The sequence below is a fragment of the Microcoleus sp. Pol8_D6 genome, from assembly GCF_036700965.1.
Taxonomy (GTDB): domain Bacteria; phylum Cyanobacteriota; class Cyanobacteriia; order Cyanobacteriales; family Microcoleaceae; genus Microcoleus.
On record NZ_JAUBPW010000025.1, the window covers coordinates 52,069 to 65,396 of the forward strand.

A 13,328-nucleotide genomic window follows, 5' to 3' on the forward strand; every position below is an offset into this window, starting at 1 on the left:
TTCAGTTCTTTCGATCGCGCTGAAGAAAAACTAAAGTCCTGACTGCAAAGCTATTTGAGTTATATTACCGGGCAATAAACTCACAGTTAGCTGTGAGTATGCCACGAACTCGGTTGCTTAGGATTTAAAGCCTTTAGAGCTTTTCTTTTTCTCCTGCGGTTTAGACTTTGACTTATTAACTTCGCCTAAAGCTTCCTGAAATAAGTTGTGCAGGTGTACGGGAACGCTGGCAATTTCCGGGAGTTCGGGTTCTAAGGGTTTTTTAAACTCTTGCAGCAGGGCATCTAAATCGCGATCGAGCTGAAAGTCTGTACGTTGCAATACAGTTTGCAAAATTTGTTCTAATTTCGCTGGATTAACTTTAGCTAAACGTTGCCAAATCCAGGCATTAATTGCAGGATCTTCTAAATAGTTACGCACCAGCTTTTCGTAACCGGGAACGGTTGAAAAGTCTTCGGCGGTTAGCAGTGCAGTAAATTGAGCGTAGGTAGACAAAAAGGTTTGTCCCCAGCGAGGATGAGAAAGTGCTGTCACCTGTTCGGCTTTCTTGAAGCGATCGGGCAATTCGACTTTCGGCATTACCATTTTTGAACTAGCATTGCTGTCGAGCATTACCTCAACTGCTTTAGCATCGGCACCTGCAGCCGCGATTGCCGCTGCTTTGACTTCTTCTCGATCGACTCCGGCATCTTCAACAATATCCGCCAGAGATTTATGTTCATCAATGCCGATATCAGCTAGGTGTTTTTTAGTGATAAATTCCTGAAATTCAGCCAACTGTTTATTTAGATGATATCCCGATAGCGTGACTTCCTCACTGCCAAAAAATTCGGTAAAATCTTCATGGTACTTTTCTACTGACTGCCAAGCTTGCTCTAACAATTCCGGCGCATCGCAGTATAGGTTATTTTTGTGATTTTGCTTGAAATTGCCGATCGCCACCGCCAACTTCGGCTTACCCAATTTCCCCTTCAGGATGGGAGAACTCGAAAGTATCCACCAGTCATCGGTAAGGGGAGAAATTCGAGCCAGCAAGATTTCTCCTAATTTAAAGCGAGACATTTCTGCCAGAAAATTAGGACTGTTGGGCTTGACAATGTAGTGCTTAGCCGTCAGCCAGTTCATCAGTTCAAACTTGTCGGGGGAAAGTTGAGTGATTTCAAATAAGCCAGTGAAGCTTCTGTGCTCCCAACTTTCGAGCAAGCTACGATCGCTCTCGGTTAAATCCGGCTGACTTTCGACAAATATGTCGATCGGGGTTTTCTCTCCGACTTTACCTTCGATGGTAAAACTGTCAATCACTTGATTTTGCTGAGCAATATCGTAGCGCTCGCCGGTCGATCGAGCAGCAGCATAAGCTTCCAAAGCTACCGCCAACTCTCCCTCAGCATCCAGCACAAAGTCAATTAAATTTTGCTTGAGTGTCCAAGCTCTGTCCAACATTTCATCCACAATTTATACCGATTTTGAATGAGAGGATTTAGATTTTTAACAATTATCGGGCTTGAAGCAACCAACGCTTTACGCTGGGGCTGCGATTGAATAAAGCGCATGGCGAACAATGACAGAAATATGCGATCGATGCCTCAGTCCTGAATAAGTTTAATTTTAAGGCTAATAGTCAAAAAAAAATGTTAATCTCAAACGGAAGCATCCCAATTTTGTAAAAAGCATTTTTTAGGAGTGCGATCGTCCCGCACAGCAAAGCCTCTACGTCTCTAGAGAGTTCTCACAGCGAACAGTCCTGTGAAATAAAAATAGTGATGAAAAATGGGATTTCAAGGGAGCATAAAAATACCCTCTCCGATGTAGAGAGGGGCTGAAAATCCCCAAAAACTTCGCTAAACTCGCGTTAAAAACTGTGCTATCTATCAACAACAGTCCAAGACGCAGCAGCCGGGGTTTTTTTTGATCAAACACTTCTCTCCATTCCGGTACCCGGCTAAAAATAACCGGAACGCTTGAGTTTTTGTGTCTCCAAGACAGAGAAATACTTGGCGTAAGCCCTTAGCGGCCGTCTTTGTCAATGTCACCAGGAACAGCCCGTTCCACCCGATCCCAAGCGTCGCGCGTGGCGTGCTTAGCTTTTTCCCAAGTCACATTAGACTTACCGCGATTTGTTTCGTAGTCGCGCTGCAAATCCGGTTCGATCTCGTGGTATTTCTTACCAGTAGCGCCATAGCGGCTGTATCCCTCATAACCGGTGCGGTATGCAGGCTGATAGTCTTCATAAGTTGCGCTAGTGTCCACGTAAGGACGGGAACTGTAGTTGCTTTGCCAGTAAGCATCTTCTACCGTGGGGTCGATCGCCTCGCCCACACCTTTGCCCACCAAACCGCCGCTAAATGAACCCACAACAGCGCCGACAACTGCTCCTACAGGCCCGCCGATGGCACCGCCGATCGCAGCACCCGCAGCACCGGCACTCGCCGCACCGATACCCGTTGCCACTGGATGAGCCCCTGTTTCCCCCGAAAGCGGGTCGAGGTTAGCATCAGGTTCATGTACCGTTTTTTTGTCATCGCTCATGATATTTTTTCCTTTTATCTAAATGTAACTATTATTAAATTTACCTTTTAAATTCATATCTATTCATCTGCCTTAAGGATGAATCTGCTAGCTTAAAAAGAAGGGAAATGAGAACATACTTTTTGACTCAAAAACGAGTTTTACACGCTACTCTTAAGCAATAAGGTGCGCCGAGGCGCACCCTAGATAATTATTTTCAAGTGAGTTCTGAACTCGGCTCAAATGTCTATTCGCTGAAGCTGTGTATTTACCAGCAACTTGAGTTAGATATAAATCTCTTGATTTATTAGTTGCCCGTGACCTTTTCGATCAAATCTTCAGCTTTTTGAACTATTCCTTCTTGCGGGTGTTCTCCCTTGTACTCCTTTAAGCTTTCGTCGTAAGCTTTCTCAACCTTTGCAGGATTTTGAGAGGTTTTGACTATTTCTTCGTAAGCTGCTTGGGGATTGAGATCCTCGAAACTTTCTGCGGGGTCAGTAATTTTAGCTTCTGGCTGCGCCTGAGTCCTGTCTTGACCTGCGTAAGCAGCCTGACTGGGTACTACCGCTAGACTTAGCAGACCAATGAACGCCAGGGTACAGACCAGCAAAATGCTTTGGCTCAATGTTTTTCCGAGAGCTTTTAAAACCCGCTTCATATCAACTTCTCCTCGTATTTTTCCGCAAAAATTATGGTGTTTGTCGCCCCTTCACTGCGATCGCACATTTACAACCTTGGTTCAAGCGCAATCTTTGTCGCAGCTACCGCATCTAGAGCGAGCCAAAAGGGATGTTTCCCGTGACATCCCATATCTTAAGCGCCTGCTTGTTACTATTACTTCTACCAAAAGATAGATTAGTTAGACAAGCGGAACTCATCTCCTATGAGGGGCGATCGCAATTCCTGCGAGGAACCGTATCTAGGGGTTTTCTCATCTATTACGAAGCCCCTGACTCTTCTTTTTCGGCGCGTCTTTCGCGTCTTTGCAGTTCTGGAACAAATTCCATTTCTCAACATTTTAAATTGCTATAAATAACCTAACTCACTACAAAACCACCTGCTCTATCTCTAGGTTTCTGTTCTGCATAGCTCGTTCAAATAGCTCAGTAGAAAGAGCTTGCTCTACCGACCAAACGCCCGGTTTTTCCAGTTTACCTTCTAACATTAATTGAGCTATGCTGCCAGTACCGATGCCCGTAGCGACGGCAGCACTGGGGTGTACCGCTGTCGAGCAAACTTTAGTCGGTTTGCCGTTTTTGAGACCAGTCACTTGCGATCGCACTGCCACACCAACCCCACTAAAACTATTAGTAACACTGGTCATCCCATAACTGACATAGGAGAGAAATTCAATCACGGAGTTATTTTTGAGCCAGCTAGCCGGCCAATACTTGGCAACAAACCAGGTAAGGTGATTGTAAAGGTCGGGAGACGTACCGAATTTGGTCACAACTGATTTGACGGGGAAAGTTTCGGGCAAAGTGATTGCTTCCGGCATATCGAACCAGTAAACCCCTGTGTTGCCGTAGGGTGCGGGAAATTCAATTGTTTCGCGATCGCTGTAGGGTTGTACTTGCTGCCACTTGCGATCGGCCCAAACGTCAAAAGGGGTTTGCAAACCTAAAAAAGTGGTTCTCATGACGGTAACGCCAGCGCCGCCGGAACCTCCGACAACATAACTCAAATGGATGTGTTCTGCTTCATCTAATTGTTCCACATCTCGCCGCACCATGCTATTAGACACACCGGGAAAAATTCCCGTATTAATAATAGCCGTTATCCCAGCATTCTTAGCAGTTTCACGCAATTCTAAAGCCCTGCGAGTAAAACTGCGGCTGTCGCTGACATCAGTATAATTAACACCTGCTTCTATGCAAGTTTTCAATACACTGGCGTCTCGGTAGTGAAAAGGCCCGGCACAGTGAACGACGAGATTAGAGGATGAAACCGCTTGGTGCAGGGCTGCACTGTCTGCTAAATCTAAAGTTTGGAAATGCACCCGATCCGGCGGCAATCCCCGCCCAATAGAGGCTTCAGAATTGCGTCCGGTAACAGTAATTTCCGCGTCGGTATGGGTAACAAGGTCTTGGGCAACGCTGCTGCCAATTCGTCCCCGACCGCCGACAATCAAAACTCGGTTTGCCATCGCTAAAAAAAGGGTAACGCCACTTTTCAGTTTCTCAAATTGGGGCCAGCGTTTTCATCCGCATAAAGTATGAATTGAGGAGAATGCGAGATGCTGGGGGATCGGCGGCGATCGCCCTGATCCAGAGATGGGCAGGGGCGAGAGACAAAGAGAATGAGTTGTTAATTTAGTCCCGTACTAGCTTTACCAATCGGGACCAACAATCAACCCCCAAGAAGTAACTCTGACTCACTCTAGCCCTATAATTTTAGCAATCTGAACAACTCGATCGTATTTTTTCGCTTCCAGGATTGTTTTTAGCTAGATGTTTCAATGCCTCATATTTGATTGATTCATCAGTTATCAATAGAGCAAAATTTTAAATTTTATCCAAATAGTTTTGGGTATTTTTTGAATATACCTCTTGCCAACTAATTTTAGTTAGGCTATAAAAAAAATTGTTTAATTGGAGCAGAGTGGGGAGCATCTCACATGGGTAGCCCAGCTAAAAATTGGAGGTGGGAACCCGATCGAAATCGTCGCCGCTGTTATAGTCTCCGTTGTAATTTGTTGTCAGCACTTTACAAGTATGAGATCGCGAAGGGGACTAACAGAAACAGAAAAACTTTACCTCCGAGGATTGCTTTCCGGTTGCAGTCCCGCCGAAATCGCTCGCCAACTATTTCAGAGTTCCAAAAGTGCAGAATTTCATTTATGTAAAACTTTATACCAATATGTTAAAAAACTCGCAGATGTACCTAACTAACCTGTAGGAAATTGGCGCAATATTTGCGATCGGCTACAGGAAGCCGGATCGAAAACTCTGTCTTCTCCTGAATTTAAAATAAATAATTCTGTACCCACAGAAGCATTAGTAAAAAGAGTTGGTATAGGTGTGATTGAGAAAAATACAATATCAATTGATATTAACATTTGACTAGAATTCCCCTCTACTGAGGAAACTCCGAAAAAAGAAGATTTGGATAAAGACGATTAGATGGGCGATCGCACTTGGGCACAGAAACGGCAATCGCCCCTGCACAGAGAGGCAAAAATGTTAATAATCTTATAGCTCATAGTTTGAGAAGGAACTTTTTGATAAAATATCAAAATTAAAACTGGTCGCACCCGTTGCGATTTTACCTAAAATAATCAAATTAGTCAAATTTATGTTTCGATTAAGTATCAGATCGAACAACAAAGCTCTGGGCTTTGTGGTGGGTTTATTAATTTTTGTCATTTTTATTCCCGGATGTTGGGCTTTAACAACTAATATTGCTCCCACACCAGTACGGCAAGTAGATAACAAACTAGCAGTGCGTGCAGATGTACAAAATACATCAAATTCTCGCTCTTCTTTAGGAGTTGGGCTTAATGGTATTGCTGACTACTCCACACAATTACCCTTTTTAGATGCTTTCAAATCTTCTAGACAATGGATAACTCAATGCGTTAGCGGACAACCAAGCTGTAAAGGTGAATGGGATACAGAGGAGTATAATCTTTTAAATCTTGATGAAAATGGGTGGGTGAAGTCTCTCCCATCCCCCGAAGATGCTCCTAAATATACCAGGGTAAGTACGCTATTACTGAGGGAAATCCCCAATCGCTATCCTTCAGGGCAATATATTGTTACTTATGAGGGTGAAGGTGCGATCGAATATGGCTTTGATGCCAAAAAAGATGAGGCTGCGTCGAAACCTGGGAGGGATATCCTTAATGTCGATGCCACACAAGGCGGAGGCATCATGATTATAATTACTGCTACCGATCCCAATAAAACAGGGAACTATATCCGCAATATTAAAGTTGTTCACTCCCAAGATGAACAGCTTTTTCAAAGTGGTGAAATATTTAATCCGCTGTTTATAGACAAGATTAAAAAATTTAGAGTCTTGCGTTTTATGGACTGGATGGGGACAAATGGTTCAGAACAAAAAGACTGGTCAAACCGACCTAAACCAGAGAGTGTATCCTATGCTGACAGAGGAAATGTTCCCATAGAAGTTATGGTGAATTTAGCTAACAAACTCCAAGAAGAACCCTGGTTTAATATGCCACATCAGGCTACGGATGAATATATGACTAACTTTGCTAAAATGGTCAAAGATAGTTTAGATCCCAAGCTGAAAGTTTATGTAGAGTATTCTAATGAGGTTTGGAATTGGTCATTTCCACAATCGAATTATGCTTTGGAACAAGGTAAAGCGAAGTGGGGAGATAAAGGCGATGCTTTTATGCAATGGTACGGAATGCGTACGGCTCAAATGTGCGATATCTGGAAAGGTGTTTTTGGGGATCAAAAGAATCGAGTTGTCTGCGTGTTAGGAACTCAAAGAGCTTGGAGAGAGTTAGAAACTTATTCTTTAGAGTGTTCCTATTGGGTAGCTGAGGGCAATAAACCTTGTTATCAACACGGGATTGATGCCGTAGCTATAGCAGGATATTTTAGCGGAAACTTGGGCGGGAAAGAAAGTGTTAGTACAGTAGAGTCTTGGTTGAATGACGCAGATGGCGGATTTAGCAAAGCTTTTAAGCAATTAAGAGAGGGCGGGTTACTGCCGGGGTTCAAAGATAGTTTGCCCGATGTTGAGAATGATTTTAAGTATTTCTTAGATGTGGCTCAAAAAAAAGGTCTCAAGTTATTTGTTTACGAGGGCGGTCAACATATTGTAGGTATTGAAGGAGTTGAGAATAACGAAAAACTGACTCAGTTTTTTATGGAATTAAATAGGCGTCCAGAAATGTATGATATCTACACCCAATTACTGAATAGTTGGAAACAAGCTGGAGGGAGTCTTTTCATGCACTTTGTGGATGTGAGTTCATTTAGTAAGTGGGGAAGTTGGGGCGCTTTGGAGTATGTGGAACAAAAGGGTTCGCCTAAGTATGATGCTTTGATGGATTTTATTGATAAGAATCCTTGCTGGTGGGATGGCTGTGCTGTCGAGGGATGATCGGGAATTGGGTGCAATCAAGAATCGTTTGATCGCACTTCCTCAAACTCTTCAGCATTCCCCGGCAAACCCGAACCCTCGCTACTCCTCAACCTGGGCGATTCCCCATTACTCGCACCGGCACCGTAACCCCCAGAATATCTGTCCTCCAAACCCGACTCCCTCAGCGCCAGCGCACTTCTTTGACTCGGCGACAATCTCTCTGTTGACCGGCGATTTGTCCCAGACATCGGTGGCTTGCGAGTTAAAGTTTTCCAAGCAGCCTTAATCCCAGTCACCACGCTGCGAGTAGTTACCTGCACGTTTTGCGCCTGCTTTTTGGCGCTACCAATACTTCGATCGACCTGTTTGACAACCTCGCCCGCACTTTGCACTCCCTCGCTGACATCATCCGTCAACTCGCTAATTTCCAGCCCCGTCAACCGAATCGCCTCCAAAGTGGGCGGAAATTCGCGAGAAAGCGTGTCAGCGAGCTTTTCCACGCTGCGGGCTGCGCGTGCCAGCGCTTGCACCGCAGGTATTAAAGTCACTAAAACAGCAGTCAGGCTAACTGCTACTAGCAAAATTGAAAGTCCTAGCCAAAATATGGGATCACTCACTTGAATCTGGGATTGGGGGTTGAGAATTTCATGCCATTTAGCGGATGGGAGGGCGCGACGGGGGACTCACTTCAGTTTCAGCTTCCGACAGTGTTTGCCGTTCCCGCTGAGTCGCTTCCAAACCTGCCGCGATGGCCTCTTTGAGTCTAATCAAAGTTTCGTCCCAATTTCGGATGGCAGTTTCAGAAAGTCGATCGGCCTGCAACTGCACGCTAGTCGATAAATCTTCCGCCAACTCCGGCAAAGCATCGGCCGATTTTTTCAATATCTGCCGCGTCTCCTTGCCGGGTCGCGGTGCCATCAGCAAGCCAGTCACGGCCCCGATCGCAGAACCCACAAGCAAACCGCCAATAAATAATCCTGAACGTTTAGTTGACATTTTTATAACTTCTCTCCATACACCAATTTTAGGCACGTTTGCCCGATCGCAGCCCTTTACAAAGGTAGAAATATTGTTGATAATCCTAGGGAGTCAGCACGGGCGGCAGTTTTAGGATAGCTTACCTCAAACGTCGATCGCGCCTGGACCAAAGCATCCGTCCCAAACCCAGCAATCCCAAAAGTTGCTGAACCTGTTGCAGTTGCAATTCCAGTTGTTGATAACGTAGTCGTAGTTGGCGGGTACCTTGCTGCCTTTTACCAAGGAAACCGGGCGTCGTACTGAGGATATTGCTGCTACAGCGTTCGATTGCTGCGATCCGAAGTTCCAAACGTGCGATCGTCCGCCTGATTTTCCACACTTTCGCAGCGATATAAAAACAGACCAGAGATATCATTAAATTGATAATTACCACACCAGCCAGCATTATTTTACCTGCTTTCAACTCATCCCTTTTACCATCTCAATAACCTTTCAGTCGTCTTCAGACGACTTAAGCTTTGAGGCAGGGGTTTAAACCCCTGCCGGACTGCCGGAGTATTGCAACCGCCTCAAAATACCCCTTGTAAAAGTTTTAAGCCTGAGACATAGCAGGCAAACAAACCTTAGTACCGCCCAAACCGCAATAACCATTCGGGTTTTTAGCAAGATACTGCTGATGATAGCTTTCTGCGTAATAAAACTCAGGAGCATCAATAATCTCAGTGGTGATCTTGCCGTAACCGGCCGCCGTCAAAGCCTGCTGGTAAGCATCTCGCGAAGCTTCAGCTAACTGCATTTGGGTAGCTGAATACGTGTAAATTCCCGATCGATACTGAGTACCAGAATCATTGCCCTGACGCATTCCTTGAGTAGGATTGTGACTTTCCCAAAAAACTTTGAGCAGCGTTTCGTAACTAATTACTTTGGGATCGAACACAACCAGAACTACTTCATTATGTCCCGTCATCCCGCTGCAAACTTCGTTGTAAGTAGGATTCGGAGTAATCCCGGCTGCGTAGCCAACAGCAGTCGAAAAAACTCCATTTTGCTGCCAAAATTTGCGTTCCGCTCCCCAAAAACAGCCCAGGCCAAACAACGCAGTCTCCATGCCGTTTGGAAAGGGAGGTTTGAGCGGATTGCCGTTAACAAAGTGAGTTGCCGGTACCGACATCGACTCTGCCCGTCCTGGTAATGCCTCTTGGGGAGAGGGCAGGCTCGACTTTTTGCCAAATCCAAATAGCACCATAAGTTTGTAAGGGGATCTCTGATAAACGTCTTTACCTTACTTAATAATATCAGATGTATACTGAAAGTAGTGGCCCTCTTAAAGGTAGAAGGTAAAAACCAGAAGGCAAATGTTTGTTACGGAAGGTTTTTGGTGATACTGCTCACTGTTAACGCAGTTTTAAATCACATTAGGCAGTGTTCTATGTCACCAAAACATACCTAAAATATCACCTACTGTTGAGGTATAAATCACGCTGATTTTAGGCAAAACAGCCGATTATTAAAGGTATGGTGTTGTAGAAGTTATTCAATACCATTTATGGGGAGTGTGTAGAAATGGGCGCTAAACCTTGCAGTCAACCTTTAAAATCTAATCCGTTTATTACTTACCGCGACCCAATTACAGGCAAGTGGATAGTGGTAAATCAGACTTTGCCCCAAGCAGCAGAACAAGCACAGCTAGTAGCAGCTTGAGTTTTCCTATTGATTTTTGACATAAAAATTAACTATAATTTCAGATTGCGTAGGGGCGCGTTTTACAAACCATCTATGTCAGAAACGAATAATCTGACAAACCCGCCCCCACAAGGCGAACAATCCCACTGTACATTTTTTCGATGCCAACAGAGACAGGGTTGATGTAGATTATTCGTTGTGTGGGGGCGGGTTTATCTAGATTGTTTGCGGTTCTTAAATATTATTGGTAAAACCCGCCCCTACGGGTATTTATGATTATTTAATCGGAGTTAATTTCATCTCTTTTTGCAGTTCCAAATACCGATATAGATATTCCGAAACTATCCCGTGCAAAAACAAGTCGCGGGCCGCATTAAACGGACTGTTTGGCGCTAGCGGATGGCGATTGACAATTACATGATTCCAGTCGCAATTTCCGATAATCTCGCTGACATACAGTCCGAAGTTTTCATCTAACTGAAGCGACATCACTGCTCGCGCAAATTCGTCGCTAGTCAAACACAGAGAATAAAATACTTTAAACAATTCGATCGCCGATTCTAAATCCAGAATGTTTAGCCATCTGCGTTTTTCAAAATCTATGGCAACTTCTACAGGTTGAATGCTATCATAATTTATTCCCCGTTTTTTGACGACTTGCAACCAGTTAGGATTTGTCAGCATTGCCTGGTTGTAATCCCAGACAAAGTTATAGAGAATTAAGTCGTGTTCGAGAAACGCATTGTCAGCTAAATCGCTAACAGTGCGCGGATAAAGCTTTGACTTTTCTATCTGGGTGTCGGGGCCGTTGTCAATCAAGAAGTTGATAATGTTGGAGCCGATGCAGATGTGTCGGACAATTAAATAACAAGCTTCTGGCGATACAAAATTATTTAGGAAAAATGCAGCCGATTTGTGCATTAAAGTGTAAGCGCGGAATTGAAATGGCAACAGGCGCTTTGTTGTCATAATTACCGCCAGCAACAAGTTAGCAATTACTTTGATCGGAATCAGCAAATAACTGCGAGTCCAGTTTTGCAAATCCCGGATCATGTAGGCTTTTGCCACTAAATCGACGGGAATAGAGCGATCGCAAAACAGCACATCCCAAACATTTGGATCTCGGCGGTTGTAGGGTTTACTAGCATAAGGAATTTTTCGCTGATCTGGGAGATTTTCGGTATCTTGTTTTTGCAGCTTTTGCATTAGCCTATTTCCTCCAATTGCAGCAAATATAAACGAGCAGTAACGCGAGCGGTTTTGACAATGCGTCGGGCAATGTCATCTGTCATCCATTCGGCATTAATCAAATTTTCCAGTTTTGCTAAATGCGACTCGTCATTAGATCCGTGATAAGCTAAAAACGATACTTGTTCGGATTGCAAACCGAGAGTTTCTTGAATTTGCTTTGCCCACTTTCCCGCCAACTGATTGCCCAATCCTTCGATAATAAACATACTGCCAATTAAATCGACTGGATTGTCCCGCGATGCTTGGTGGAAAATAAAAGCTGATAGTGCTTCGCTGCCAATATTCTTATCATATTCCACAATTTTTGCCAATTCACCGCCCACAGAAACATAATTTTGTTCTAGCATTTGATAGTCGCGGTGTTCGTCTTGAGCATGACCGATAAAAGTCGATCGCAGGCGAAAGTCACTCATGTTAGAAGCAGCGCGAGCAATCCAGCGAGCTCCCTCTACAACTTGTGGCCGGAGATTGCACAGCAAAGCTTGATAATCTTCTATTGTAAACTCTCCTCGGTACAATTTGCGGACAATGGGAACAGAACGAATTTCGCGATCGAACTTCAGCCAAATCCCTGCTAACTCCCGCAACAAATAAGCTTGTGGAGAGTTGGGGTGTTCGGGTTTAACGCTTTCGAGAGGCGAAGCTTCGGGAACCTCATGAAAGTTAGAAATTTGAGAACTCATAGGCTTATGGGTATTTTCCACAGCAGTTAACATCATATATGCCGTTGTAAAGCGGCCGCTTTCTGGCACGAAACAAAAGATTTTCTGTCCCGGTTGCAACTTGTCCGAATTGAACAATTCCTCTAACATTAAATAAATCGAGGCGCAGCCTGTATTTCCCCGTGTGTATAAGTTGGTAAACCATTTTTCTTCAGGAATCATGCAGCCTGCTTGTTCCAGAAGTTCTACAATTTGTCCCCGGAAAAAGTGAGACGAATAGTGGCACAGCAGCCAGTCGATTTCCTGCGGACAAACTCTCCCGGCTTTAATCAGCCACAGCCAACCTTCAACGCCTAATTTCATTACATTGTCCAGCAAGCGAATATTTTGTCGCAAGTCAAAAGCTCCCGCTGTGGCTGCATCGAGGTAGGAGGAATAATCCAACCAGCTTTTAGTTGATGTTTCGTTGGCTAATCCTGAATACATACAAACAGGATAAGCATTGCCGTGAGAAACGAGTTCTATCCATTCTATTTTTAAACTAATTCCTGTTGCGCTAGGATGGTTTTGGAGCAAGAATGCTCCGGCACCGTCGGAGAGCATCCAGCGCAGAAATTCTGTATCGAAAGGCAGGGGTTTTCCCGCTTGCACTGAAGTCTCTGTTTCAAATTTGGTGTTTTTGAACAGGCGCGAGGGAAATTCGGAAGCGACGGCAATTGCTGTTTGTTTTTTGCCGAGTTCGATTTGAGAGACGGCGTAATTTAAAGCACTAACTCCGGCACAGCAAACTCCTTGAGTTGACACTATTTCTAGGGGAGATAATTCGGAAAGTTCCCCGTGTACTGTGCTGGCAAATCCCGGTACTAATAAGTCTGGTAAAGTGGTAGCGCAGGCTAATAAGTCGATCGCCCCTGGTTCCAAATTTGCCTGGGCGATCGCGTCACGGACGGCAAACGCTGCCATTTGGCTGTTAGAATATAGTGTTTGCTGCTGTTTGTCGATCGCGTAGTAGCGCTGTTGAATGCCGTTGCTGTTGAGAATTCGCTGCCTGACTCTCGAAGGGCGCGAGGCAACTTTGCCGAGATATTCTTCCATCTCATCATTATTAATCGGTTCTCCCGGCAAAAATTTTCCCATCCGATTGATATAAGCACTGTACATGGGGTAAACCTCTAAAGTTGC

At 44.6% G+C, this 13,328-nt stretch carries 13 protein-coding genes; 2 read left to right on the top strand and 11 right to left on the bottom strand.

The features are described 5' to 3' along the window. Positions 1-117 precede the first annotated feature (117 nt). From QUA10_RS12500 to QUA10_RS12520, 5 genes are all read right to left on the bottom strand, one after another. Complete coding sequence (locus QUA10_RS12500) at positions 118-1,443, bottom strand: hypothetical protein (RefSeq protein WP_445243580.1); 1,326 nt, start codon at positions 1,441-1,443, stop codon at positions 118-120. A gap of 564 nt (positions 1,444-2,007) precedes the next feature. After that, a complete protein-coding gene (locus QUA10_RS12505) occupies positions 2,008-2,529 on the bottom strand; it encodes a hypothetical protein (protein ID WP_333082973.1) in 522 nt (173 codons plus the stop codon). Positions 2,530-2,815: 286 nt separating this feature from the next. After that, positions 2,816-3,166 carry a hypothetical protein gene (locus tag QUA10_RS12510; RefSeq protein ID WP_333082972.1) on the bottom strand — a complete coding sequence of 117 codons (351 nt, stop codon included), beginning with the start codon at positions 3,164-3,166 and terminating at the stop codon, positions 2,816-2,818. Between the two features lie 387 nt (positions 3,167-3,553). Beyond that, positions 3,554-4,654 (bottom strand): saccharopine dehydrogenase NADP-binding domain-containing protein, encoded by a 1,101-nt coding sequence (locus QUA10_RS12515; RefSeq protein ID WP_333082971.1) that lies wholly within the window; start codon positions 4,652-4,654, stop codon positions 3,554-3,556. A 741-nt stretch (positions 4,655-5,395) separates the two neighbouring features. Further along, on the bottom strand, positions 5,396-5,566 hold the full coding sequence (locus tag QUA10_RS12520; RefSeq protein ID WP_333082970.1) for a hypothetical protein: 171 nt from the start codon (positions 5,564-5,566) through the stop codon (positions 5,396-5,398). Between the two features lie 284 nt (positions 5,567-5,850). Between QUA10_RS12520 and QUA10_RS12525 the strand changes: the two genes are divergently transcribed. Beyond that, on the top strand, positions 5,851-7,590 hold the full coding sequence (locus QUA10_RS12525; protein WP_445243579.1) for a cellulose-binding protein: 1,740 nt from the start codon (positions 5,851-5,853) through the stop codon (positions 7,588-7,590). 17 nt (positions 7,591-7,607) lie between these two features. Here QUA10_RS12525 and QUA10_RS12530 read toward each other — a convergent pair whose 3' ends face one another. The 4 genes from QUA10_RS12530 to msrA form a co-directional block, all read right to left on the bottom strand. Continuing rightward, positions 7,608-8,189: a DUF948 domain-containing protein gene (locus QUA10_RS12530; protein ID WP_333082968.1), complete on the bottom strand. Its 582-nt coding sequence runs from the start codon at positions 8,187-8,189 to the stop codon at positions 7,608-7,610. A gap of 37 nt (positions 8,190-8,226) precedes the next feature. After that, on the bottom strand, positions 8,227-8,568 hold the full coding sequence (locus QUA10_RS12535) for a YtxH domain-containing protein (RefSeq protein ID WP_333082967.1): 342 nt from the start codon (positions 8,566-8,568) through the stop codon (positions 8,227-8,229). A 121-nt stretch (positions 8,569-8,689) separates the two neighbouring features. Then, positions 8,690-8,995, bottom strand: a complete 306-nt coding sequence (locus QUA10_RS12540; protein WP_333086268.1) for a hypothetical protein — start codon at positions 8,993-8,995, stop codon at positions 8,690-8,692. A gap of 147 nt (positions 8,996-9,142) precedes the next feature. Next, the gene (gene msrA / locus QUA10_RS12545; protein ID WP_333082965.1) at positions 9,143-9,796 is read right to left on the bottom strand and encodes a peptide-methionine (S)-S-oxide reductase MsrA; all 654 of its coding nucleotides are present in this window, start codon (positions 9,794-9,796) and stop codon (positions 9,143-9,145) included. 317 nt (positions 9,797-10,113) lie between these two features. On the opposite strand from msrA, the gene QUA10_RS12550 reads away from it, so the two are divergent. Beyond that, on the top strand, positions 10,114-10,251 hold the full coding sequence (locus QUA10_RS12550) for a hypothetical protein (protein ID WP_333082964.1): 138 nt from the start codon (positions 10,114-10,116) through the stop codon (positions 10,249-10,251). Between the two features lie 258 nt (positions 10,252-10,509). On the opposite strand, the gene QUA10_RS12555 is transcribed toward QUA10_RS12550, so the two are convergent. Beyond that, the gene (locus tag QUA10_RS12555; protein WP_333082963.1) at positions 10,510-11,439 is read right to left on the bottom strand and encodes a DUF6999 family protein; all 930 of its coding nucleotides are present in this window, start codon (positions 11,437-11,439) and stop codon (positions 10,510-10,512) included. Further along, positions 11,439-13,307 (bottom strand): 3-oxoacyl-[acyl-carrier-protein] synthase III C-terminal domain-containing protein, encoded by a 1,869-nt coding sequence (locus tag QUA10_RS12560; protein WP_333082962.1) that lies wholly within the window; start codon positions 13,305-13,307, stop codon positions 11,439-11,441. The genes QUA10_RS12555 and QUA10_RS12560 overlap by 1 nt, the downstream gene beginning before the upstream one ends. Between the last annotated feature and the right edge of the window lie 21 nt (positions 13,308-13,328).

What these genes read in the sequence shown, in the direction of transcription:
- QUA10_RS12500 (WP_445243580.1), bottom strand. Translation starts at nt 1,443, where the DNA reads ATGTTGGACAGAGCTTGGACACTCAAGCAAAATTTAATTGACTTTGTG.
- QUA10_RS12505 (WP_333082973.1), bottom strand. Translation starts at nt 2,529, where the DNA reads ATGAGCGATGACAAAAAAACGGTACATGAACCTGATGCTAACCTCGAC.
- QUA10_RS12510 (WP_333082972.1), bottom strand. Translation starts at nt 3,166, where the DNA reads ATGAAGCGGGTTTTAAAAGCTCTCGGAAAAACATTGAGCCAAAGCATT.
- QUA10_RS12515 (WP_333082971.1), bottom strand. Translation starts at nt 4,654, where the DNA reads ATGGCAAACCGAGTTTTGATTGTCGGCGGTCGGGGACGAATTGGCAGC.
- QUA10_RS12520 (WP_333082970.1), bottom strand. Translation starts at nt 5,566, where the DNA reads ATGTTAATATCAATTGATATTGTATTTTTCTCAATCACACCTATACCA.
- QUA10_RS12535 (WP_333082967.1), bottom strand. Translation starts at nt 8,568, where the DNA reads ATGTCAACTAAACGTTCAGGATTATTTATTGGCGGTTTGCTTGTGGGT.
- QUA10_RS12540 (WP_333086268.1), bottom strand. Translation starts at nt 8,995, where the DNA reads ATGCTGGCTGGTGTGGTAATTATCAATTTAATGATATCTCTGGTCTGT.
- msrA (WP_333082965.1), bottom strand. Translation starts at nt 9,796, where the DNA reads ATGGTGCTATTTGGATTTGGCAAAAAGTCGAGCCTGCCCTCTCCCCAA.
- QUA10_RS12550 (WP_333082964.1), top strand. Translation starts at nt 10,114, where the DNA reads ATGGGCGCTAAACCTTGCAGTCAACCTTTAAAATCTAATCCGTTTATT.
- QUA10_RS12555 (WP_333082963.1), bottom strand. Translation starts at nt 11,439, where the DNA reads ATGCAAAAGCTGCAAAAACAAGATACCGAAAATCTCCCAGATCAGCGA.
- QUA10_RS12560 (WP_333082962.1), bottom strand. Translation starts at nt 13,307, where the DNA reads ATGTACAGTGCTTATATCAATCGGATGGGAAAATTTTTGCCGGGAGAA.